The organism is Sphingomonas sp. PvP056 (assembly GCF_040549155.1).
Classification (GTDB): Bacteria; Pseudomonadota; Alphaproteobacteria; order Sphingomonadales; family Sphingomonadaceae; genus Sphingomonas.
This window is the reverse complement of record NZ_JBEPST010000001.1, coordinates 68,537-90,822: the sequence shown is the minus strand read 5'-3', so window position 1 is coordinate 90,822 and position 22,286 is coordinate 68,537. Positions and strand designations below refer to the sequence as shown.

The 22,286-nt window shown below is 65.8% G+C and carries 28 protein-coding genes; 16 read left to right on the top strand and 12 right to left on the bottom strand.

The genetic code is table 11. The features are described 5' to 3' along the window. Positions 1-23 precede the first annotated feature (23 nt). The 6 genes from mnmE to hemE form a co-directional block, all read right to left on the bottom strand. Complete coding sequence (gene mnmE / locus ABIC17_RS00510; RefSeq protein ID WP_354278713.1) at positions 24-1,346, bottom strand: tRNA uridine-5-carboxymethylaminomethyl(34) synthesis GTPase MnmE; 1,323 nt, start codon at positions 1,344-1,346, stop codon at positions 24-26. After that, positions 1,310-1,537 carry a DUF6489 family protein gene (locus tag ABIC17_RS00505; RefSeq protein ID WP_354279396.1) on the bottom strand — a complete coding sequence of 76 codons (228 nt, stop codon included), beginning with the start codon at positions 1,535-1,537 and terminating at the stop codon, positions 1,310-1,312. The genes mnmE and ABIC17_RS00505 overlap by 37 nt, the downstream gene beginning before the upstream one ends. Positions 1,538-1,631: 94 nt before the next feature. Continuing rightward, positions 1,632-2,273 (bottom strand): YjbE family putative metal transport protein, encoded by a 642-nt coding sequence (locus ABIC17_RS00500; RefSeq protein WP_354278712.1) that lies wholly within the window; start codon positions 2,271-2,273, stop codon positions 1,632-1,634. Between the two features lie 126 nt (positions 2,274-2,399). Next, on the bottom strand, positions 2,400-3,656 hold the full coding sequence (gene rho, locus ABIC17_RS00495) for a transcription termination factor Rho (RefSeq protein ID WP_277969826.1): 1,257 nt from the start codon (positions 3,654-3,656) through the stop codon (positions 2,400-2,402). 201 nt (positions 3,657-3,857) lie between these two features. Next, positions 3,858-4,316: a HemJ family protein gene (locus tag ABIC17_RS00490; protein WP_354278711.1), complete on the bottom strand. Its 459-nt coding sequence runs from the start codon at positions 4,314-4,316 to the stop codon at positions 3,858-3,860. Then, a complete protein-coding gene (gene hemE, locus ABIC17_RS00485; protein WP_354279394.1) occupies positions 4,316-5,347 on the bottom strand; it encodes a uroporphyrinogen decarboxylase in 1,032 nt (343 codons plus the stop codon). Before hemE ends, ABIC17_RS00490 begins: the two co-directional genes overlap by 1 nt. A gap of 340 nt (positions 5,348-5,687) precedes the next feature. Between hemE and ABIC17_RS00480 the strand changes: the two genes are divergently transcribed. From ABIC17_RS00480 to ABIC17_RS00430, 11 genes are all read left to right on the top strand, one after another. Then, on the top strand, positions 5,688-6,512 hold the full coding sequence (locus ABIC17_RS00480; RefSeq protein ID WP_502958380.1) for a pyruvate, water dikinase regulatory protein: 825 nt from the start codon (positions 5,688-5,690) through the stop codon (positions 6,510-6,512). Then, positions 6,509-7,105 carry a Maf family protein gene (locus tag ABIC17_RS00475; RefSeq protein ID WP_354278710.1) on the top strand — a complete coding sequence of 199 codons (597 nt, stop codon included), beginning with the start codon at positions 6,509-6,511 and terminating at the stop codon, positions 7,103-7,105. The genes ABIC17_RS00480 and ABIC17_RS00475 overlap by 4 nt, the downstream gene beginning before the upstream one ends. Next, positions 7,102-7,914, top strand: a complete 813-nt coding sequence (gene aroE, locus ABIC17_RS00470; protein WP_354278709.1) for a shikimate dehydrogenase — start codon at positions 7,102-7,104, stop codon at positions 7,912-7,914. Before ABIC17_RS00475 ends, aroE begins: the two co-directional genes overlap by 4 nt. Further along, positions 7,911-8,510 (top strand): dephospho-CoA kinase, encoded by a 600-nt coding sequence (coaE, locus tag ABIC17_RS00465; protein WP_354278708.1) that lies wholly within the window; start codon positions 7,911-7,913, stop codon positions 8,508-8,510. The genes aroE and coaE overlap by 4 nt, the downstream gene beginning before the upstream one ends. A 4-nt stretch (positions 8,511-8,514) precedes the next feature. Next, complete coding sequence (gene dnaQ, locus ABIC17_RS00460) at positions 8,515-9,204, top strand: DNA polymerase III subunit epsilon (protein ID WP_354278707.1); 690 nt, start codon at positions 8,515-8,517, stop codon at positions 9,202-9,204. Positions 9,205-9,301: 97 nt separating this feature from the next. After that, positions 9,302-9,892, top strand: a complete 591-nt coding sequence (gene hpf, locus ABIC17_RS00455) for a ribosome hibernation-promoting factor, HPF/YfiA family (protein WP_354278706.1) — start codon at positions 9,302-9,304, stop codon at positions 9,890-9,892. An 84-nt stretch (positions 9,893-9,976) separates the two neighbouring features. Continuing rightward, positions 9,977-10,444, top strand: coding sequence for a PTS sugar transporter subunit IIA (locus ABIC17_RS00450; protein WP_354278705.1), 468 nt, complete (start codon positions 9,977-9,979; stop codon positions 10,442-10,444). Then, positions 10,422-10,898, top strand: coding sequence for a PaaI family thioesterase (locus ABIC17_RS00445; protein WP_354278704.1), 477 nt, complete (start codon positions 10,422-10,424; stop codon positions 10,896-10,898). Before ABIC17_RS00450 ends, ABIC17_RS00445 begins: the two co-directional genes overlap by 23 nt. Next, entirely contained in the window at positions 10,895-11,236 is a 342-nt protein-coding gene (locus ABIC17_RS00440) for a DUF1491 family protein (RefSeq protein ID WP_354278703.1), read from the top strand. Before ABIC17_RS00445 ends, ABIC17_RS00440 begins: the two co-directional genes overlap by 4 nt. A gap of 153 nt (positions 11,237-11,389) precedes the next feature. Further along, positions 11,390-12,025, top strand: coding sequence for a cell wall hydrolase (locus ABIC17_RS00435; RefSeq protein ID WP_354278702.1), 636 nt, complete (start codon positions 11,390-11,392; stop codon positions 12,023-12,025). Positions 12,026-12,075: 50 nt separating this feature from the next. Then, positions 12,076-12,594, top strand: coding sequence for an MmcB family DNA repair protein (locus tag ABIC17_RS00430; RefSeq protein ID WP_354278701.1), 519 nt, complete (start codon positions 12,076-12,078; stop codon positions 12,592-12,594). A 22-nt stretch (positions 12,595-12,616) separates the two neighbouring features. Here the strand turns inward: ABIC17_RS00430 and ABIC17_RS00425 are convergent, their stop codons facing one another. Beyond that, the gene (locus ABIC17_RS00425) at positions 12,617-13,231 is read right to left on the bottom strand and encodes an ankyrin repeat domain-containing protein (protein ID WP_354278700.1); all 615 of its coding nucleotides are present in this window, start codon (positions 13,229-13,231) and stop codon (positions 12,617-12,619) included. A gap of 79 nt (positions 13,232-13,310) precedes the next feature. Here ABIC17_RS00425 and ABIC17_RS00420 point away from each other — a divergent pair, with 79 nt between their 5' ends. From ABIC17_RS00420 to ABIC17_RS00410, 3 genes are read left to right on the top strand one after another with little or no spacing between them, the layout of a single operon-like run. After that, positions 13,311-13,904 (top strand): SCO family protein, encoded by a 594-nt coding sequence (locus ABIC17_RS00420; protein WP_354278699.1) that lies wholly within the window; start codon positions 13,311-13,313, stop codon positions 13,902-13,904. Continuing rightward, positions 13,892-14,332, top strand: a complete 441-nt coding sequence (locus ABIC17_RS00415; RefSeq protein ID WP_354278698.1) for a YcgN family cysteine cluster protein — start codon at positions 13,892-13,894, stop codon at positions 14,330-14,332. The genes ABIC17_RS00420 and ABIC17_RS00415 overlap by 13 nt, the downstream gene beginning before the upstream one ends. Next, positions 14,329-15,015 carry a M48 family metallopeptidase gene (locus tag ABIC17_RS00410; protein ID WP_354278697.1) on the top strand — a complete coding sequence of 229 codons (687 nt, stop codon included), beginning with the start codon at positions 14,329-14,331 and terminating at the stop codon, positions 15,013-15,015. Before ABIC17_RS00415 ends, ABIC17_RS00410 begins: the two co-directional genes overlap by 4 nt. Here ABIC17_RS00410 and ABIC17_RS00405 read toward each other — a convergent pair. The 5 genes from ABIC17_RS00405 to ABIC17_RS00385 form a co-directional block, all read right to left on the bottom strand. Then, positions 14,979-17,159 (bottom strand): transglycosylase domain-containing protein, encoded by a 2,181-nt coding sequence (locus ABIC17_RS00405; protein ID WP_354278696.1) that lies wholly within the window; start codon positions 17,157-17,159, stop codon positions 14,979-14,981. The two genes, ABIC17_RS00410 and ABIC17_RS00405, sit on opposite strands and share 37 nt — an antisense overlap. Positions 17,160-17,258: 99 nt before the next feature. Further along, the gene (gene msrB, locus ABIC17_RS00400) at positions 17,259-17,675 is read right to left on the bottom strand and encodes a peptide-methionine (R)-S-oxide reductase MsrB (RefSeq protein WP_354278695.1); all 417 of its coding nucleotides are present in this window, start codon (positions 17,673-17,675) and stop codon (positions 17,259-17,261) included. 4 nt (positions 17,676-17,679) lie between these two features. Then, entirely contained in the window at positions 17,680-18,810 is a 1,131-nt protein-coding gene (locus ABIC17_RS00395; protein WP_354278694.1) for an NAD(P)/FAD-dependent oxidoreductase, read from the bottom strand. After that, complete coding sequence (locus tag ABIC17_RS00390) at positions 18,789-19,475, bottom strand: methyltransferase domain-containing protein (RefSeq protein ID WP_354278693.1); 687 nt, start codon at positions 19,473-19,475, stop codon at positions 18,789-18,791. The genes ABIC17_RS00395 and ABIC17_RS00390 overlap by 22 nt, the downstream gene beginning before the upstream one ends. Beyond that, positions 19,472-20,545 carry a type III polyketide synthase gene (locus tag ABIC17_RS00385; RefSeq protein ID WP_354278692.1) on the bottom strand — a complete coding sequence of 358 codons (1,074 nt, stop codon included), beginning with the start codon at positions 20,543-20,545 and terminating at the stop codon, positions 19,472-19,474. Before ABIC17_RS00385 ends, ABIC17_RS00390 begins: the two co-directional genes overlap by 4 nt. A gap of 196 nt (positions 20,546-20,741) precedes the next feature. Between ABIC17_RS00385 and ABIC17_RS00380 the strand changes: the two genes are divergently transcribed. Together ABIC17_RS00380 and ABIC17_RS00375 are read left to right on the top strand one after the other, a co-directional pair. After that, positions 20,742-21,452 carry a phosphatase PAP2 family protein gene (locus ABIC17_RS00380; RefSeq protein WP_354278691.1) on the top strand — a complete coding sequence of 237 codons (711 nt, stop codon included), beginning with the start codon at positions 20,742-20,744 and terminating at the stop codon, positions 21,450-21,452. Then, on the top strand, positions 21,449-22,282 hold the full coding sequence (locus ABIC17_RS00375; protein ID WP_354278690.1) for an inositol monophosphatase family protein: 834 nt from the start codon (positions 21,449-21,451) through the stop codon (positions 22,280-22,282). Before ABIC17_RS00380 ends, ABIC17_RS00375 begins: the two co-directional genes overlap by 4 nt. The last annotated feature ends 4 nt before the right edge of the window (positions 22,283-22,286 follow it).

Here is a 22,286-nt window from a genome sequence, read left to right as displayed (position 1 = left end):
GTCAAAACGTTCCACGTGGAACATCACTTGCCGATGCAGAAACGACTGAAGATTGAGTCGAGCACATTCTCGATCCCGCTCCGTCCGGTCACCTGATCGAACAGCCGCAGTGTTGCGCGCACCTCCTCGGCAATGACCAACAAATCGCGCTGATGCTGCGCTGCACCTAGGTGAATGGTGCAGGTGCGAAGCAAGGAGCGTTGCCGCGCGTTGATCGTCAATGCGTCCTCCTCTGGGAGCAATTGCGCAGCGCGCCGCTCTATCTCCTCCCAAAGCGTGTCGACCCCAACCCCGGACTTTGCGGCAATCTCCAAACGCCCTGGGGGGCTGAGCTCCCGTCCGGGAACGTCGGAACGCGCATGGACCAGCAGATACTCGTCGCGATCAGGCGTGGCATCGTCGAGCCACAGGACGATATCGGCCCCCATCATCGCCGACCTGGCGCGTTCGATCCCGATCTGCTCTATTTCGTCCCCCGGCGTGTCGGTCAGTCCGGCAGTATCGGTGACGGTGTAGGCAATCCCGCGCCGAACCACAGATACTTCGATCCGGTCGCGCGTCGTCCCCGATATCGCGGACACGATCGCCACGTCCCGTCCCGTCAAGGCATTGAGCAACGTGGATTTTCCGCTGTTGGGCGGTCCAGCGATGACCACGCGCACGCCTTCATGCAACCGCTCGACCGGCGGGGCGGCGAGCAGGTGATCGATTGCCTGTGCGATGATGGCAATCTTTGCGATCGTCCGCTCGACCGGCACATCGCTGACGTCGTCCTCGTCCGAAAAATCGAGCGCCGCCTCGATTTTCGCGGCGACCGCCACCAACGCATCGGTCCAACGGTCGATTTCGGCGCGCAGCCCGCCCTCTGCGACACGCAGCGCCGCCTTGCGCTGGCTTTCGGTCTGTGCAGCGAGCAAATCGCCAAGCCCTTCCGCCTCGGTCAGATCGATCCGCCCGTTCGCGAGCGCCCGCCGGGTGAATTCGCCCGCATCCGCAAGACGCGTTTCGGGAACACACCCGATCGCCGCCTCGACCGCTGCCACGACCGCACGACCGCCATGAACATGAAACTCGATCAGATCTTCGCCCGTCGCGGTCGTCGGCCCGGGGAAATACAGCACTACCGCACGGTCGAGCAGCGCGTCCGTGTCGGGGTGCCGCAAGGCGCGAACCGAAGCGCGCCGCGGTGTAGGCACGGATCCCGCAAGCGCGGTCGCAACGCCACACGCCCCTGCCCCACTGACCCGCACGATCGCAATCGCTGCGGGAGGCGCACCGCTCGACGTCGCGTAGATCGTGCCGTCGCCCGTCACTTCTTGGTCGCGGTCTCGAACATCTGACGCCACATCGCCATTCCGGCATCGCCCATCGGCATCCAGCTGCGCATCACGGTCTCGAGCATCTCGGGCGCGACCGAGCCGTCCATCGAGGTGGTCAGCATCTGGAGATATTTATCATGCACCGGCGCCATGTCCGGCAGCCCCATGAACCGCCGTGCTTCCTCGGGCGTACAGTCGACTTCGACGTTGATCTTCATCGTGGCTTCTCCGCTCGAGCGGGCGAGCCGCCGCGCTGCTTGATGGCCCTGTATGCGCGCGATCATGCCTGGACCGCAACGCCCCCTGCAACGGTCAGCGGCGCGCGAGCCATGCCAGCACGCCCACCTCGGGATCGACCACCCCGTCGAAGATCATCCGCCCGGCGACGAACAGGATGACGATCAGCCCGATATAGGCGATCCAAGCATGCTTGCCGATGATCCGCGCGATGAAGTTCGCTGCGACCGCCATCAGCGTCACCGACAGCGCAAGCCCGAAGAACAGCACCGAAGGGTGCGCACGCGCCGCGCCTGCGACCGCCAGGACATTGTCGAGGCTCAGCGAAAGATTGGTGATCGCGACCTGGACCGCGGCTTGCGCAAAGCTCTTGGGCGGCTTGGGAACGTGTCCGGCTGCATCGACGTCTTCCGAAGGGCCGTGCGATCGAATTTCGCTGAACAGCTTCCACGCCACCCACAACAGCATCAACCCGCCGACCAGCAACAGCCCGACGACGTGCAGCAACTGCGTCGCGATCAGCGCGAAGCCGATCAGGCACACCAATGCCATGATGATCCCAAGCCCGAGCACCTGCTTGCGCTGCTTGGCTGGAAGCCCCGCGGCAAGCGTGCCGAGAACCATCGCATTGTCGCCCGAAAAGATCAGGTCGATCAGGATCACCTGCCCCAGCGTAGCGAGCCCCGCGGCGGTGAAGACGTCGGCAATATCGAACATGGTGCTACCCCACACGGCAATGGCCGGGATCGGGCATCACCCCCATCCCGGCCATTCCAAACCGCTGAACATCTGCGCAAGCCTAGTCTTTACCCTTCGGCACCAGGTCTTGCGCAGCGGAAATGATTACTGGTTCATGCTTTCAAAGAAGTCTTCGTTGGTCTTCGAATTCTTCATCTTGTCGAGCAGGAACTCCATCGAGTCGATCGTGCCCATCTGCATGAGGATGCGGCGCAGCACCCACATCTTGGAGAGCTTGCTCTGGTCGACCAGCAGCTCTTCCTTGCGCGTGCCCGACTTGCCGACGTCGAGCGCCGGGAAGATGCGCTTGTCCGCGACCTTGCGGTCGAGCACGATTTCGGAGTTACCCGTGCCCTTGAATTCCTCGAAGATCACTTCGTCCATGCGGCTGCCGGTATCGATCAGCGCGGTCGCGATGATCGAGAGCGACCCGCCCTCTTCGATGTTGCGCGCGGCACCGAAGAAGCGCTTCGGGCGCTGGAGCGCGTTCGCATCGACACCGCCGGTCAGCACCTTGCCCGACGAGGGCACGACGGTGTTGTAGGCACGGCCGAGACGCGTGATCGAGTCGAGCAGGATCACGACGTCCTTCTTGTGCTCGACCAGACGCTTGGCCTTTTCGATCACCATTTCGGCGACCTGGACGTGGCGCGTCGCGGGTTCGTCGAAGGTCGAGCTGACCACCTCGCCCTTGACCGAGCGCTGCATGTCGGTGACTTCCTCGGGGCGCTCGTCGATCAGCAGGACGATCAGGAACACCTCGGGGTGATTGTCGGTGATCGCTTTGGCGATGTTCTGGAGCATCACCGTCTTGCCGACGCGCGGGGGCGCGACGATCAGCGTGCGCTGGCCCTTGCCTTGCGGCGAGATGATGTCGATCACGCGCGCCGACTTGTCCTTGACCGTCGGGTCGGACGGGTCGAGCGTGAGCTTCTGCTCGGGATAGAGCGGCGTAAGGTTGTCGAAGTTGACGCGGTGACGGACCGCATCGGGATCGTCGAAATTGACCGCAGTCAGCCGCACCAGCGCGAAATAGCGTTCGCCATCCTTTGGCCCGCGGATCTCGCCTTCGACCGTGTCACCGGTGCGCAGGCCGAACTTGCGGACCTGGTTGGGCGAAATGTAGATGTCGTCCGGACCTGCGAGATAGTTCGCCTCGGGGCTGCGCAGGAAGCCGAAGCCGTCGGGGAGCACCTCGATCGTGCCCAGACCCATGATCTGCTCGCCCTGCTCGGCCTGGACCTTGAGGATCGCGAACATCAGGTCCTGCTTGCGCAGCGTCGACGCGCTCTCGATACCGAGTTCCTCGGCCATCGCGACCAGCTCGGCCGGCTTCTTGTTCTTCAGGTCTTTGAGATGCATTTCGGGCGTCCGGAGCATGGAGATGCGAGGGAGGAGCTTCAGTCGGCGAAGGGTACGCGACGATGCTTGAGGAAGGATACAGCAGCCGAACGGCGCGAAGCCGTCGCACTACCATACCCCCGCCAGATACGACCGTCCCAGGAAGGCGTCAAGGCGCGACGTTAGGGCGCGACGTTGGGGCGCGAGTTTGGGGGGGTCGCGTCAGAACGGCTGGACGATCGCCAGGATCACGATGAACGTCACTAGCACCGCTGGCACTTCGTTGATCATCCGCAACTGCCGCCCGGTCATCGTCGGCTTGCCCGCCTTGAGCTTGCGTGCATAGCCAACCGCCCAACCGTGATATCCGGTGAGGACGACGACCAGCAGCAGCTTGAGATGCAACCAGCCAAGCCCGGCCCCGCCCGAGAACAGCCCAGCATTGGCGGCGAGCAACAACCCGAGCACCCACACGACGATCATCGCCGGGGTAAGGATGATAGTGCGGATCTTCGCCTCGCGCTCGACCCATAGGGCAGCATCGCCGCCCGATCCGGCAAGCGCTTCCTGATGATAGACAAGGTAGCGCGGGAGCATGAACAGCCCCGCCATCCAGAAGATCACGAAGATCAGATGCGCCGCCTTGACCCAGAGATAGGCGTTGCCGAGCATTCCAGCCATCATGCGTTCCGTACAAAGGCGAGCAACTGCTCGACATGCGCGATCGGCGTGTCCTGCAGGATGCCGTGGCCGAGATTGAAGACGTGCGGGCGGCCCTCGAATGCCTTGAGGATCCGCGCTGCCGCCGCTTCGAGGTCCGCGCCGCCCGCGATCAGGGCAAGCGGATCGAGATTGCCCTGGACCGGCATGCCCTCGGGCAGGTTCGCCGCCGCCCATTCGGGGTTGATCGTCTCGTCGACGCCGACCGCATCGACCCCGGTTTCGCGCGCATAGATTGGCAATTTCTCACCGGCCCCCTTCGGAAAGCCGATCACCGGTACGCCCGGGTGCCGCGCATGGAGCGCAGAGACGATCGCCGCATTGGGCGCGATCACCCAGCGTTCGAATTGTGCGGGGCTGAGGCTGCCCGACCAGCTGTCGAACAATTGCACCGCCTCGACCCCGGCGATGATCTGCTTCGACAGATAGTCGACGGTGGACGTCACGATCGCGTCGATGATCTCACCGAATGCCTTCGGGTCAGCATAGGCGAAGCGGCGGGTCTCGCTCTGATCACGGCTACCCTTGCCTGCGACCATATAGGTCGAGACGGTCCAGGGGCTCCCTGCAAAGCCCAGGAAGGTCGTTTCGCTCCCCAGCATCGCCGCGACCTGGCGGACCGTCTCATAGACCGGCTCCAGCCGTTCTGGGGCCTGTTCGAGCGACGACAACGCATGGTCGACCAGCGGCGGAGTCAAAGCGGGGCCTTCTCCGACCCCGAAGGTCAGCCCCTGCCCGAGCGCTGCCGGGACCATCAGGATGTCCGAAAACAGGATCGCGCCATCGAATCCGAAGCGACGGATCGGCTGGATCGTCACTTCCGCGGCCGCTGCACTGTCGTTGACCAGCGCGAGGAACCCACCCTTTTCGGCGCGCAACGCCCGGTATTCGGGCAAATATCGCCCAGCCTGCCGCATCAGCCAGATCGGCGGAACGGCTTGGCGTTGTCCTTTCAGCGTCGCGAGCAACGGCTTGAACGGTGCCTCGGACAGAGGTCCGGCGGGAGTCGGTTCGGGAAGGATCGCTGATCCCCTCTTCAATAAGAGTCTAGATTCTTAGGAGGTAATAAAGGTTGTTGGTCGGTGGGAGTCGGGGCTTAGGCAATTGTCCCGGAAATGCCAACAGGTCGGGCTGAATCGCACGCCCGATTCAGCGAGACGATCGGCGATTCCATCCCCATGATTCACAGCCTGTGGATAAATCGGGGAGCTGTGCACGCGATTGTGGAAAACTCGGGCGTTTTCCACCGTTCGTGGCGGCTTTGCGCGGCTGGGAAGTTACGCTAGCGGTTATCCCCATGTTATCCACAGGCCTTTGCAAGGGGCGCGGCTGATGCGGCTTCACCTCCATCTCTTGTCGGATTCCACCGGCGAGACGCTCGAGAACATCGCCAAGGCGGCGCTCGCGCAATATGACGATGTCGAAACGATCCGGCATTTCTGGCCGATGGTGCGGACCGAGGCGCATCTCGAACGGATCCTGCAGGAGATTTCGCAGAATCCCGGGCTCGTGCTGTTCACATTGGTCAACAGCGCGACCCGCGCGACGCTCGAGACGCGGTGTCGCGCGCTGGGGTTGCCCGCGGTCGCGCCGCTGGACGGCGTGACGGGGGCCTTGTCCGGGTTGCTTGGTCAGGCCGCCAAGGCACGCCCGGGGCGTCAGCACGTGCTCGATGCCGCCTATTTCGCGCGGGTCGACGCGATCCAGTTCACGATCGCGCATGACGACGGCATCCTTGCCGAGGATTGGGAGGAAGCGGACATCGTGCTCGCGGGCGTATCGCGCTCGTCCAAGACGCCGACCTCGATCTATCTCGCCAATCGCGGGTTCAAGACCGCCAACATTCCGATCGTGATCGAAAGCCCCCCGCCAACCAGCCTGTATTCGCTCAAGCACCCGATCGTCGTAGGGCTCACGACAAGCGCGGATCGGCTGATCCAGGTCCGGCGCAACCGCTTGCTGTCGCTCAACCAGAAGACCGAAACCGCCTATGTCGACCAGGAATCCGTCACGCGCGAGGTCGCTTATGCGCGACGGATGTTCGCGGACAATGGCTGGCCGGTGATCGACGTGACGCGCCGCTCGATCGAGGAAACCGCCGCCGCGATCATCGCACTGGTGGGGGAACGCGGCATCGCACCGCGAGGCGACCTGTGAGGGTCGTCCTCGCATCCCAAAGCGCGTCGCGACGCGCGATGCTCGCCGCCGCGGCAATCCCGTTCACCGCTGTATCGGCCAGCGTGGATGAGGAGTCCGCCAAGGCCGCGCTGCTGGCGGAAGGGCTTGCGCCGCGCGACATGGCGGATGCGCTGGCGGAACTGAAGGCGGTCAAGGTCTCGGCGCGCGACGGTCAGGCGCTGGTGCTCGGCTGTGACTCGGTGGTCGTGCTCGACGACGGGTCGATGCTCGACAAGCCGCGTTCGCGCGAGGAAGCGGGTGCGCATCTCGCGCGGATGTCGGGAAAGCGGCACGACCTCGTCAGCGCGGCAGTGATCGCCGAGGGCGGACGCCCGGTCTGGCGGGTGGTCGATCGCGCCAAGATGCACGTGCGCACCCTGTCGGATGCATTCATCCAGACCTATCTCGACCAGGAATGGCCCGAAATCGCCGGTTGTGTCGGCTGTTACCGGATCGAGGGACCCGGTGCGCAGCTCTTCACCCGGATCGAGGGAAGCCAGTTCACCGTCCTTGGCCTGCCGTTGTTGCAGGTGCTCGATTACCTACGTGTCCGCGGAGTGATGCCGTCATGATCTATGCAGAAGTCATCGGCGATCCGATCGCGCATTCGAAGTCGCCGATCATTCACGGCTTCTGGCTCGATGCGCTCAAACTGGAAGGCAACTATCGCGCGCATCATGTCGCGCCCGAGGGGTTGGCCACCTATTTCGCCGAGCGGACCGCCGACCCGGACTGGCGCGGGTGCAACGTCACCTTGCCGCACAAACAGGCGGTGTTCGATCATATTGCGGATCCCGGCGACGTGCGGAAAACGATCGGGGCTGCGAATACGGTGTTCCGCGGCGAAGACGGTGCGTTCCTGTGCACCAACACCGATGCCGCAGGGTTCTATGCGCCGCTCGACGGGCTCGACCTGACCGGCGCGCCGGTGGTGGTGATCGGTGCCGGCGGGGCGGCGCGCGCGGTGTTGTTCGCGCTGGCCAAACTCGGGGTCGGTCCGGTAACGGTGCTCAACCGCAACGTGCTGAAGGCCGCGGCGTTGCTGTCGTCGTTTGGCCTCAAGGGACAGGCGCTGCCGCTGACCGCGCAGCTTCCGCCCGCAGCCCTGGTGGTCAACGCGAGTTCGCTCGGCATGACGGGTCAGGCACCGCTGACGATCGACCTCGATCCGCTGCCGCAGGATGCGCTGGTCTATGACGTCGTCTATGCGCCGCTCGAGACTCCGTTGCTCGCGGCCGCCCGCGCGCGCGATCTCGACACGATCGATGGGCTCGAGATGCTGATCGGCCAGGCAGCGCTTGCGTTCGAGCTGTTCTTCGGCGTGGCACCCCCGCGCGACGAGGACCACGATACCCGGCTCAGGGCGTTGCTGACGGCATGATCACGATCGGCCTGACCGGTTCGATCGGGATGGGCAAATCGACCGTCGCCGCGATGTTCGCGGACGCGGGCGTCCCGGTGTTCGACGCGGACGCCGCGGTCCACCGGTTGCAGGCGTCCGATGCGGCGGTGATCTCCGCGATCGAAGCTGTCTTTCCCGGATCGACCGGTCCCGGCGGAGTCGATCGCGCGAAACTGGGGCCGATGGTGCTGGGCGATGGCGCGGCGCTCAAGCGGCTGGAAGCGATCGTCCATCCCGCGGTCCAGGCGGACCGTGCCGCGTTCCTGGAACGGCATGCCGCGGCACCGATCGTCCTGTTCGACATTCCATTGCTGTTCGAAACCGGCGGCGAGTCGCGCGTCGATGTGGTCGTCGTGGCGTCCGCGCCCGAGTCGGTGCAGCGCACACGCGTTCTGCAGCGCGCCGGCATGACTCCGGACAAGCTGGATGCGATTCTGGCGCGGCAACTTCCCGATATCGAAAAGACTTCGCGCGCGGATTTCGTCGTTCCGACAGGGGGTTCGCTGGATACGACGCGTGACGCGGTGCGGCAGATCATCGCTTGCCTCGCCGCGCGCAAAACCCCACTATCATGACCCTATGAGAGAGATCGTCTTCGACACCGAAACCACGGGGTTCAGCTTTTCCGATGGCGACCGCATGGTCGAAATCGGATGCGTCGAGATGATCAACAAGGTCGAGACCGGCCGCACCTTTCACGCCTATTTCCACCCCGAACGCACGATGCCGCCCGAGGCGCAGCGCGTCCACGGGCTGAGCGACGCGTTCCTGTCGGACAAGCCGCTGTTCCACCACGGCGCGGATGCATTGCTCGAGTTTCTCGGCGACAGCCCGCTGGTTGCGCATAATGCGAGCTTCGACTTCGGCTTCCTCAACGGTGAATTGACGCGGTGCAGCCGTGCGGCGATCAATATGCAACGCATGATCGATACCGTCGCGATGGCACGGATCCGGCATCCCGGCGCGAAGCACAGCCTCGATGCGTTGTGCAACCGGTACGGGATCGATCGCAGCCACCGTACCTTGCACGGCGCATTGCTCGACGCGCAGTTGCTCGCGCAGGTCTATATCGAACTGACCGGCGGACGGCAGATCGGGCTCGGCCTGGTCAGCGAAACGATCGAGGTCGCGCTTCCCGTCGCACCGGCAACGCCGGCGAAAGCGCGCCCGCCGCGGACCTTCGCGGTGCCGGAGGCGGATCTTGTGCGGCATGCAGCGTTTATGAAGTCAGTGGTCAATCCTTTGTGGGGAGGCGAGACGGCCAACTGATTCAACCTATTGGGGGGTCGAGGCGTCCGGCAGACGTCATCTACCAGCCGGAACATCCGTACAGCGGAGTCCGGCAGTACAGTATGGAGAAGTGCTCATGGATATTCGGGTTTCCGGCCATCAGGTCGAAACGGGCGAAGCGCTCAGGACCCATGTCGACGAGCGGCTCCAAGGCATAGCGGCCAAATATTTCGCCCGGACGATTTCGGCGCAGGTCACATTTGGCAAGGGACCGCACGATAACCGCTTCACCTGCGACATCGTATGCCACGTCATGCAAGGGCTGATCCTGAAGGCCAGCGGCGATGCCTCCGAGGCGCATACGGCCTTTGATTCGGCCGCGGGGAAGATCGAGAAGCAGCTTCGTCGCTACATGCGCCGTCTCAAGGACCGCAGCGCAACCGCGACCAGCGCATCGGCAACCGCAGACGAAATTGCCGCCAATGATGCTGGCTATACGCTGTTCCAGGAACATACCGCCGAAGAGGAAGCAGAGGACTTCCCGCTGATCGTTGCCGAAACGCGAGTCGATATCCCCGATGCGAGCGTGTCCGATGCGGTGATGATGCTCGACTTGCGCAATACGACCGCCTTGCTGTTCCGCAATTCTTTGTCCGGCACGTACAACATGGTGTACCGCCGCGGCGACGGAACGATCGGTTGGGTGGAACCACAGCGCGTGTCGTAATGTTGCGGTCCGCTTTCACCGATCCGTGATCGGCGCTATGAGCCCGCGCAAGCACCCGTGCTTGACGCGGGCTCAAGGATTGCGATGACCGATTTGCACGACCTTCTGAGCACCGATGCGGTGCTCGAACGCGAAAGCGCAGGCACGCGCAAATTGCTGTTCCAACACCTCGCCAGCGTTGCGTCCAAAGTCTACGGCGTCGACGCGGCAGCGGTCGCCGAGGCGCTCGGCGCGCGCGAGAAGCTGGGGTCGACCGGCTTCGGTCGCGGTGTCGCGACCCCACATGGACGGCTTGCCGGATTGCCCAAGGTCTGCGGTATCTTTGCCCGACTGACGAACCCGATCGAATTCGCGGCAGTCGACGATCTTCCCGTCGATATCGTGTTCATGCTGCTGTCCCCGCCCGACGCGGGTGCCGAGCATTTGAAGGCATTGGCGCGCGTCTCTCGCATGCTGCGCGATGCCAATTTCGTCGACAAGTTGCGGGGCGCAGGATCGCGCGACGCACTGGTCGCATTGCTGATGGCGGATGAAGCGCGTGACGCCGCCTGACCCCGCGCTGTCGGGCGAGGCGGCGCATTTCCGGGCGCTGGAAGCGCTCTACGCGGCCGCACCGATCAACACGCTGTTCGATTCCACCCTCGAAATCCCTTCGGCCGGGATTGCGCGGATCCGGTTCACGATCCACCCCGACGTCTTCCATGCCGGGGGCGCGGCGCATGGAACGAGCTACTTCAAGATGCTCGACGACGCGGCATTCTACGCCGCCAACAGCTTGGTGACCGACCGGTTCCTGCTGACCACCGCGTTCAACCTGTTGCTGACCAAACCCTTGCGCGAAGGCCCTGTCGTGGCGGAGGGACGCTGGGTATCGGGGCATCGCCGGGTGTTCGTTGCGGAGGCGCGACTGGTCGATGCAGACGGCGAGGAAGCTGCCCGCGGAACCGGTACGTTCATGCGCTCGCAGATTCCGCTCGCGACGCTCCCGGGCTATCGCACGGCATGAGTGCCACCCTCCCGACCGGTCTGCTCGTGTCGGCGCTGCTCAAACGCGTCAACGATGCGGGTGGCATGGGGATGGTGCGTGCGCGCGGCGAACCGAGTTCTGGCGCTATCCTACTGATATTAAACGACAATAACGGAAATACTCAGTTGGTGGAGCGGGCGCTCGGCCCGACCGGGCAACCGGCGCTGATTCCGACCGGTCCGGCGGATGCCTCCGACCCGTTGGCGCGCGAGTCGTATTGGCAGCGCCGGCGCGCGCGCGACCCGGATCTGTGGGTGATCGAACTGGACATCGCGTCGCCGGAACGATTCGCCGCAGAAACAATCCTGGCCAGTTGACCGGTCCGCTGCGGCCCTGAATAGACGGTCCATCGATTGAGCGTTGTGCTTCACCGGGTGCGATCCGGTAGAGTTACGCAGTCGGGGGGCTGTCCGGATAAACGACCGAAAGATCGTTTGTCTCCGTGCACCAACCGCATTTTTGTAGTTTGAATGTCGTTTGCCAACCGTGTCGCGACCTGCGCGACCATGATCCTTACCGCAGCCGCCATCATCGGCGCGGGCACGCCGGGGTTCGCCCAGCAACTCGATCGGGCCATTAACGCCCCGGTCGTTGCTTCGGTTCCCGAAGCGGGCGTCGTCCAGGCAGCGGACATTACCGACCCGACGACCCTCGAAGATACCAGCGATACCCTGCAGGACGGCGACACCGTCGCTTACGGCACCCTCGACGCAGCGGTTGCCGCACAGTCGGTCCTGGATGACATGGGCGACGAGCTCCAGTGCATGGCCGGCGCGATCTATTTCGAAGCCAAGGGCGAGCCCCTCAGCGGCCAGCTGGCGGTTGCCGAAGTCATCCTCAACCGCACTAAGTCGGGCAACTTCCCCAAGTCGGTCTGCTCGGTCGTGACCCAGCGCGGCCAGTTCTCGTTCGTTCGTGGCGGGCATGTGCCGTCGGTCCCCTCCAACCGCCAATATCGCACCGCCATCGCGGTTGCGCGCGTTGCCCTCGCCGACAGCTGGGACAGCCCTGCTTCGGATGCGATGTACTTCCATGCGCGCCAGGTCACGCCGGGCTGGCATCGCCAGCAGGTCGCCTCGATCGGCAACCACATCTTCTACCGCTGAACACACCGCGTCGGGTTTGACGCGTTCGTGAAATGTTCTAGGATCGGCGCATGTTGCACGATCCGCCAGACTCCCCTCCGCAATCCTGTATCGACGAACCCGGATCGCCGCTCTGTGCGGCGGACGTTGCGCGCGGGACGATCCGGATGTTGCTGCGGCATGATCTTGTCGCGCTCTCGGAAGTTCCGCTGGACGGCAATCGCCGCGCGGACCTGATGGCGATCGACGCACGCGGACAGATCGTCATCGTCGAGATCAAGGTGTCGCGCGCGGATTTGCTCGGCGACAACAAATGGACCGAATATCTCGGCTGCTGCGACCGCTATTATTGGGCGGTCCCCGCCGGCTTCGATGCCAGCCCGCTCGACCGCGAGGGGTTCCTTCCTGAACGGACCGGAATCATCGTCGCGGATCGCTATGACGCCGCCATCCTGCGCGAGGCGCATACCGATCCGCTGTCCGCCGCGACCCGTAAACGCGTGACGCTGGCCTTCGCACGACGCGCGGCACGGCGGATGATCGCGCTGACCGACCCGGAAGCAAACGGCTTGCTCGCCATCCGCAGCTGATGGGCGGTCGCGCGCGAGAAGTTTAGAGCTTGGGTCCCGACACGGCCTTGCGGACCTTCTTCGGAGCCGCGTCGATCAGTGCGGCAATCGCCGGGGTGCGCTTGTCCTGATGCGCATAGTCGCGTGCCGATGATCCCTGCAGCAGGTCCTTCTGGTCCGGGTCCGCGCCAAGGTCGATCAGGCTGCGCACCATCGTCGTGTCGCGGCGCTGCACTGCGCGGATCAGTGCGGTTTCACCGCTCGCATTGCCCATATTGACGTTCGCGCCGTGCTTGACGAGCGTTTCGATCATGTCGGTCGACCCCAGGCTCGACGCGATCAGCAGCGGGGTTTCGCCACGTTCGTTGCGCAGGTTGGGGTCGGCGCCACGCGCCAGCAAATAGTTGAGATAGGTGGAATCCTGTCGCCGAACGACGATGTGGAGCGCACCGTCTCCGCTGGTGATGTCCTTGGCGTTGATGACGGTCGCGCCGGGCTTGTCGAGGAACTTGGTGACCTCGTCCCCCTTCCCGTCCTTGATCGCCTGCAGGAACTTGTAGCCCTCCGATTGGCCCATCTGCGCAACGGCCGGGGTGGCCAGAAGGACAAGCGGCGCGGCGGAGAGCGTCAACACGGCGGCGAGGAGGCGACGGGTCATCGGATAAGTGTCCTGACAGAAGGCGAAACCGGTGCAATGCTTGCGTGCTGCGACCTAACAGATCATGACGGAACACGCCATGAACCAGATCGCTCGCGCGCTGTCCGCCTTGCTGCTTACCGCGCTTCCCATCGCTTGCAGCAGCCCCGCACCCACGACGCACGCTCCGCTGGAGGGTGCGCGGATCGGTGCGCCGTTCACATTGACCGACCAGGACGGCAAACCGCGCAGTGATCGCGACTTCGCGGGGCGATATCGCATCATGTATTTCGGCTACACCTTCTGCCCCGACGTCTGCCCGGTCGACGCGCAAACGATCGGTGCGGGACTGCGGCTGTTCGAGGCGAAGGACGCCACGCGGGCCGCCAAGGTCGTCCCCATCTTCGTGACCGTCGATCCGGCGCGCGATACGCCCGCCGTGCTCAAGACGTTCGTCGCGGCGTTCCATCCGCGCATGGTGGGGCTAACCGGAGATCCCGCCGCAATCGCTGCGCTGACCAAGGCGTACGGCGTCGCCGTCCAGGCGGAGAAGCCCAATGCCGATGGCGGATATCTCGTCGCGCACGGGCGTTTTGCCTTTCTGATGGGTCCGAGCGGCAAGCCGATCGCTTTGCTGCCGCAGGACCAGACGCCGCAAGCAGTCGCGGACGAACTCGAACGGTGGGTCAAGTGAGCAGTAAATTCTGGGAAGAGCCGATCGACACGCTCGACCGCGGGCAGTGGGAAGCCTTGTGCGACGGCTGCGGCAAATGCTGCGTCCACAAGCTCGAGGATGAGGAAACCGGCGAGTTGCTGCCGACCAACGTGTCGTGCCGGTTGCTCGATCGGTCGACCGCGCTCTGCTCGAACTACAAGCACCGCCACGCCTATGTCAGCGAATGCGTCCGCCTCAGCCGCGACAACGTCCGCACGATCGACTGGCTGCCCGCGACCTGCGCCTATCGCCTGCGCGCGGCGGACGAGCCGTTGCACGAATGGCATTACCTCGTCTGCGGCGACCGCGAGGCGGTCCACCGTGCGGGGCAATCGGTGCGCGGCTGGACGATCTCCGAGGATGACGCGGGCGACCTCGAATATCATCTGGTCGACCGCGAGCTGTGATCGATCCGCCCGAGGTCGTTCGCAACGCGCGTGCGCGGCGCGCGCGGCTTTCGGTCGATAGCGCGACGGGGCGCGTGCGGCTGGTGTTGCCGCCGCGCGCTTCGCTCAAGACCGCGCTCGCCTGGGCAGCGGGCAAGGCCGACTGGATCGCCGAACAGCGCGCGCGCCTGCCGCAGGCGCTTCCGTTCGAGCCGGGGAGCGCCTTCCCGTTCGGCGACGGCACGCTGACGATCGCGTGGGAGGAGACCGCGTCGCGCCGGATCGTGCGGGACGGCGACGTTCTGCGCTGCGGCGGGCCGCGCGATGGCCTGTCGCGCCGTATCGCGCTGTGGCTGCACCGCGAAGCTTTGCGGGTGCTGAGCGAAGAAACCGCCGAGTTTGCCGCGCGGGCGGGCGTATCGGTCACCAAGGTTGCGGTGGGCGACCCAAAGACGCGCTGGGGCAGTTGCGCGTCGAGCGGGACGATCCGCTACAGCTGGCGGCTGATCCTGATGCCGGCATTCGTGCGCCGCTCGACCGTCGCGCACGAAGTCGCGCATCGGCTCCACATGAACCACGGTCCGCATTTCCACCGCGCGGTCGCGCTGCTCGACGAAAGCGACCCGGCGCGCTCGCATGCCTGGCTACGCGCCAATGGCGCGGCGCTTCACTGGGTCGGGCGGGGGTCCGGAACCGGCGACTGACGCCCGTTCGGCGCGCGCGCCGGCGTCGTTCCGCGGGACGTTTCGCGACCGAGCACATGGTCCAGCCAGGCTTGGTCGAGCTTCTCGCCTTCCGCCGGACGTTCGGTGCCATCCTGTCCCTGCCCCTGGCCCTGCTCGGGGCGTTCTGCGGGACGCGGCTGGCGTGGGAGCGCATTGCCGTCCTGATCGACCTGCTGCCCCTCGACCGGAGCCGGTGCGACGCCAGGTTCGAGCGGCACCCCATTCTCGTCGACGAACAGCCCGTTGTCGGCCTCGCCGAAATAGGATTCCTGGTCGGGCTCGAGCTGATATTCGGGCAACGTCACCTTGGTATCGAACTGTTCGACCGGGCGATTGGCCACCGCTACCTTCATGAACGCCGCGAACGCCCGTGCCGGGGCAGTCCCGCCGTGGAGACCCGCGATCGGCTTGGCATCGTCGCGCCCCATCCACACGCCCGTCGTCAGCCCGCTGGAGAAGCCGAGGAACCAGCCGTCCTTGCTCGACGTCGTCGTGCCGGTCTTGCCCGCGACCGGGCGTCCGATCTGTGCGGCGCGCCCCGTGCCGGTGTTGACCGTCGTCTGCAGCAGGTCGGTCATCTGCGCCGCGACATAGGGCGCGACCAGTACATGGCTGGTGTCGATCGTCTGGGCATAGATCGTCTCACCCGAAGCGGTCACCTTGGTGATCCCGTAAGGGGTCACCGCGACCCCCTTGTTGCCGACACTGGCGAAGGCGCGGGTCATGTCGATCAGCCGCACGTCCGATGTGCCGAGCACCATCGAGGGATGCGTATTGACCTTGGTCGTGATGCCGAAGCGTCGCGCCATGTCGGCGACGGTCGCGAACCCGACCTCCTGCCCGAGCTTCGCGGCAATCGTATTGAGCGAATAGGCAAAGGCGGTGCGCAGCGAAACCGCGCCCGAGTTGCGGCGTGAGTCGTTGCGAGGGCTCCACCCGTCGATCGAGATCGGTTCGTCGACGATCGAGTCTTCAGGCTTGTGCCCTGCTTCGAGCGCCGCGAGATATACAAACAGCTTGAACGCGGACCCCGGCTGGCGTTGCGCCTGGGTCGCGCGATTGTAGATCGAGGATACGTAATCAGTCCCGCCGACCATCGCGCGCACTGCACCGTCGCGGTCGATCGCGACAAGCGCGCCTTGCGCGCCGGACGGTGCATTCGCGCGGATCGCGGTATCGGCGGCGCGCTGCATCCCGAGGTCGAGCGTGGTCCACACTTCGAGCGGACGCTGCGTCTCGTCGATCAGCACTTCGAGCTGGGGCAAAGCCCAGTCGGTGAAGTAGCGGACGCTGTTCTGCCGCGGTTCGGGGGCGAGCTTGACGTCCTTGGGGTTGGCCTCTGCCGCCTGCTCGGCCGTGATCGCGCCGGTTTCGCGCATCAGACCGATGACGACCCCCGCGCGACCGACCGCAGCCTCGGCATCGGCGGTCGGCGAATAGGCCGACGGCGCCTTGACCAGACCCGCGACGATCGCGGCTTCGGCAAGGCTCAACGTTTCCGCGCCATGCCCGAAAAAGCGCCGTGAGGCCGCATCGATCCCGTAAGCACCCCCGCCGAAATAGACTTTGTTGAGGTACAGCTCGAGGATCTGGTCCTTGCTGAACTTGCGCTCGAGCGCGAGCGCGATCAGCGCCTCGCGACCCTTGCGGCCGTAGGTGTATTTGTTCGACAGGAAGATCGTCCGCGCGACCTGCTGCGTGATCGTCGACGCGCCCTGCAGGCGGCGGCCGTTCCCACGGTTGTTGAAGGCAAAGCGGATCGACCGGGCGAGCCCGATCGGATCGACGCCGATGTGCGACCGGAACCGGCGATCCTCGACCGAGACCATCGCCTCGCGCATCACCAGCGGGATCCTGTCGTACGGCAGCCATTCCCCGTAACTCGGCCCAAGCGAGACGATGACGGTGCCATCGGCGGCATGGACTCGGATCATCTGGCCGTTGGGCGACGACTTCAGCTCATCGTAGCTCGGCAGCTGGCTTTCGGAGACGTAGACGGTGATCGCGAGCACCGCGAACGCGAGCACCACCAGTCCCGCCAGGATCTGCAACGCGAGCACCACCCGACGGCGCCACAAGGGCGCGCGCGCAGAACGGGGGGAAGAAGCGAAAGAGCGGGCCATGCGCGGTTGAGAGCGTTAAGGCTTGCCGAACCATCCGGCAAGCCATGCCTTGGCGAACGATGCCACGGTACCGCTCGTCCCGTCGATCAACCGCATCGTTTAGGCGCGCCCCTCGTCGCCATTCCCGCGCGCGCGGAATTCGAGGCTGAGCGAGTTCATGCAATAGCGCAGCCCGGTCGGTGGCGGGCCGTCGGGAAACACATGGCCAAGATGCCCGTCGCAGCGCGCGCAGCGCGCTTCGGTGCGGGTCATGCCGTGGCTGACGTCGCTATGGTCGGTGACATTCTCGGGATCGATCGGCTGCGTAAAGCTCGGCCAGCCCGAACCGGAATCATATTTGTCCGCCGAATCGAACAGCGGCAGTGCGCACCCGCCGCAGCGGTAGATGCCGTCCGCCTTGTTGTTGTTGTAACGCCCTGTAAACGCCCGCTCGGTCCCGGCCTCGCGCAGCACGTGATAGGCTTCCGGGCTGAGCTTCTTGCGCCACTCGGTTTCGGACAGGGTGATGTGCTCCATGGATTCAGTTTTCCTGTTGGCGTGCGTCGTGGTCAAGCCTCGAATGGCCGATCCTTGTAGCACGTGCGATGATATCGATCAGTCCCGGCACGTGGCCGACCAGCGGAAGCAGTGCCGCGCCTAGCCGCGGCCGTTCCGCCACGTCGCGCACCAGTCCCGCCAGCCGGATCGGCCGGGCGGTCGCCGCGGCGAAATCGCGCTGGAAGCGCGGTGCCGCCGCTGCACCGCCCTCGATATAGGAACGCCCTGCACGGATGCCACTGGCGATCGCGATTCCCATCCCCTCCCCGGCCAGCGACGGAATCACGCCCGCCTGATCGCCGAGCCGGAATACGCCGTCATCCGTGCGCTGCGCGCGCCAGCCATAGGGGACGTTGGCGATCGCATCGATCGGTTCGTGCCCCGCCCGGAACGCGAGCCGCTCGCCAAGCGCGGGGTGATCGCGCGCCAGCATGTCGAGCAGCGCGCCGGGGGAGCCGGCGGAGAGCATCTTGGAGCGGTGCACCGCCATGCAGACATTGGCGCTGCCATCTTCCTGCAGGACGATCCCGACATAGCCGCGATCGAACAGATGCAATTCGATCGCATCGCCGATCAGGCGCGTGAGCCCGGGGGCAGCGCCGAGCCGGATGCGCAGCCCAAGCACCGGATCGTCCCCGCGCGCTGCGCTCGGACGCGCGGAGCCCCGCACGTCGTGCTTGCCGTTGGCGAGGAACAGCGCGTCGGCGACGAGATCCGTCCCGTCGTCGAGCGTTGCGCTGGTGCCGTCGACGGTGCGCACGGTGACACCGCGTTCGACCGCTGCCCCCATCGCGACCGCCTGGCGCAGTAAAACCGTATCGAGCAGCCGGCGCGACACGCCGTGCGCGGGGCGTGGCAGGAGCGCCTCGGCGGTGCGGTCCCCGGCGAACAGCCGGGTGCGCAGGATGCGCGCGGGGCCAAGCGCGCTCAGGTCAATCCCGAGCCGCCCCAGCGACTCGAGCGTCCGCCAGCTGAGGAACCCACCGCAGATCGCGTCGCCTGTCTCGCGGCTGCGTTCGATCAATAGATGTGGCGTACGGGCACGGGCCAGCAGGATCGCGGCGCTCGCGCCCGCGGGGCCACCGCCGACGATCAGCGCAGGTGTTCGACGCATAACCGGTACGGGAAAGCGCGGTAGACGCGTGCGGACACGCCTGCTTCCGCCAGGATGGGAGGCCATTCGCCGGGTCGATAGGAGCGCGCGACCGAGAGCGTGCCGTCATGCCGCACGATCGGATGCCACCGCGCGAGCGCCGCCAGGATCGGGAAACCCCGATGTGCGATCGGGTGACGGTGGAGGTCGTTGACCAGCCAACCACGCGCGCTTTCGCGGTCCATGAACCGGAGGAAGGCGACGAGCTGATCGTGCGTCATGTGATGCGCGACGAGACTGCTGACGACGAAGTCCCACCCTGCCCCGGCATGATCGGCGTAATCGCCGGTGACATAGCGGATCGGAAGGTCGGCGGGGGTATGCGCGGTGGCCGCAAGTGCGCTCCGCGGGTTGAGGTCGACCCCGACGAGATCCGCCTTCAGCCCGCGTCGTGCCGCCCAGCGCGCGATGCGGCGGAGCATGTCGCCATCCCCGAACCCGACGTCGAGCAGCCGGAACCGGGTCATGCCCCTGGTCGAGCGGCGCAGGAAATCGAGCGTCGGTCGCGGCGCCATGGTGACGCCGTTGACCTTCGCCAGATCCCCGACCACCGCCGCATAGGTTTCGGCCGACAGATCGTCCGCGTCCATCAGTTCCTCGGCGATGGCGCGCTGTTGCAAGTTCATTCCGCGCTCCGGAAGGCGAAGCCCTCCGCGGCAAGCCCCGGGCCGAACGCGAGCGCGACGCCATTGTCGATCTTCGGCCCGTCGAGCAATCGCGCGAGGACGAACATCAGCGTCGCCGACGACATGTTGCCGACGTCCGCCAGCACGCCGCGCGACGTGGCCAGCGCATCGTGCCGGAGCGACAGCGCGGTCTCCACCGCATCGAGGATCGAGCGTCCCCCCGCATGGACCGCCCAGCCGTCGATTCCCTGCGGGTCCTGCCCCCCGGTCGCAGCGGCAGCGAACACCGGGTCCGCGAGCCCCGCGGCGATCCGGCCGGGAACTTCGCCCGACAGATGCATCGCAAACCCCTGGTCGGTAATGTCCCAGCGGATCAGTTCAGCGGAATCGGGGAGCGTGGTGGCGAAGGGTGCCCCCAGGGCGAAACCGCCGGGTTCGGCGGATACCAGCGCCGCCGCGGCCCCGTCCCCGAACTGGAGCATCGCGAGCAGGGGTTCGAGCGCCGGGCTATCCTGAAGATGCAGCGTCGACAGCTCGACGCACACCACCAGCACCCGCGCCGCTGGTTCCGACCGGACGATATGCCGCGCGCTGCGCAACGCCGCGACCGCCGCGTAACAGCCCATGAACCCGACCAGCAGACGTTCGACGCCCGGCGCGAGCCCGAGGCGGGCGGCGATGATCTGGTCGATTCCGGGGGCGACGAACCCGGTGCAACTGGCGACGACTAGATGCGTAATCCCGTCCAGCGCGACCTTCTCGCCAAGCGCCGCGATCGCGGTCAGTGCGAGCGCAGGTGCGGCCTCGGCATAGAGTTTCATCCGCTCCGCCGTCCCCGGCAGGACGTCGCGGGCGTAGAACCCGCCGACATCGACCGGCGATCCGCCATCCGCACCGACCGGGAGGATCGACCAGCGATGATGGATCGCCGCGCGCGATGCCATGCGATCGAACACGCGCGCGCTGCGCGGATCGGGCAAACGGGCGCGCGCCCAGGCGATGAAAGCCGCATGGATGTCGTGATCCGGAACGGCAGTGCCGATCGCGGTGATATGGGCGTTGATGGGCAATGCACGCTTTCAGACGGACGACCGGAGAAATCCGCTCGCCGTGTAGATACGTTATCCTGCCGCTTTGGATCCGGGAAGCCCGCAGGATCGCGGAATGCCAGCGAGCCAAGGGAGCCTTACCCGGTCTTCCTCGTTTCCGCAGCCTGATCGTGCCCGTTGCCCTGTGGCACTGCAGGAGTGCGCGCGTGACGAGACCATGACGATCCGGCTATTGGAGACTCTCCGTACCCGCCCCGATCGCGCCTTGCTGGTTGCGTTCGGCGTGGTTGCCGCGTTGCTGTTGTTCGTCCTGCACATCGCGTCAGAGGTCGGCGCGGGGGATACCGATGCGTATGACTCGTCGATCCTGCGCGGCATCCGCGCAGCCGCCGAGCGCCCGGGGCCGGTGACGCATGCGGTTCGGCTGGCGATGCAGGACTTCACTGCGCTCGGCGACGTGACGACGCTGACGCTCGTCGTGATTCTCGTCGTCGGCGGATTGCTGATCGTGCGCAAGGTTGCGATGGCGGGGTTCCTGGTCGGCGCTTCGGTGCTCGGCACGCTGTCGGTCGAACTGCTGAAGGCGCTGGTCGATCGACCGCGGCCGAACGTGGTCGCGCATTGGGCGACCTTCTCGCACGCCAGTTTCCCGAGCGGGCATGCGGCAGATTCGGCGATCGTTTATCTCACGCTTGCTGCGCTGGTTGCGCGCAGTGTCCAGACCCGCGCGTTGCGGGTGTATATCCTGGTCGCGGCGATGCTGCTGACGCTGTTGATCGGGCTCTCGCGCTTGTATCTCGGGGTGCATTGGCCGACCGACGTGCTCGCGGGATGGATCGTCGGTGCGGGGTGGGCGTTCCTTGCGGCGACGGCGGCATGGTGGCTGCAGGCCCGTAACGCGCTCGAAGCGCCAGGAGCCGAACGATGACCGATACCGACCCCGTCGCAGCACTGATCCGGGACGTGGCGGAGCGCATCATCCTGCCGCGTTTCCGCAATCTCGCCACAGACCAGATCATCGAGAAGGCGCCGGGCGACCTGGTGACCATCGCCGACCGCGAGGCCGAGCAGGCGCTGTCGGAAGGGCTTCGGCGGATCGACGGCACCGCCGCAGTCATCGGCGAGGAAGCCGCGGCGGCGGACCCTTCCGTGCTCGACGCCGTCGGCGGTGCGCGGGTGTGGATCATCGACCCGATCGACGGGACCGAGCATTTCGCGGCGGGTCGCAGCCCGTTCGGCGTGATGGTCGCGCTGGCGGAACACGGGCGGGTCGAGGCGGCGTGGATCTATGATCCGGTGCGCGGCCGGATGTGCCATGCGCGGCGTGGTGGCGGGGCGTTGATCGACGGGGTCCCCGTCACGATCCGGACGCCGCCGAACACCAGACCGATCGCCACGCTCGCGACCAAGTTCTTCCCCGCACCCCTGCGCGAGATGGTCGAGGCGCAGGCCGCGACGGCGTTCGACCTCGTCCCGTTCCCGCGCTGTGCCGCCGAACACTATCCGACGCTGTGCCTCGGCGGAAACCAGGTCGGCTTCTTCCTGCGCACCTTGCCGTGGGACCATGCCGCCGGATCGCTGCTGCTCGAGGAAGCGGGCGGGTGTGTGCGGCGCTGGGACGGAGCGGCCTACCGGCTGGACGACGGCAAGACCGGACTGCTGCTGGCGTGCGACGCGGCGACGTGGGACCTGGCCCACGCCACCTTGTTCGCTGAACAGACCGGGCTCGACCCGAACGCACCCCCGCCGCTCGCCTGAGACG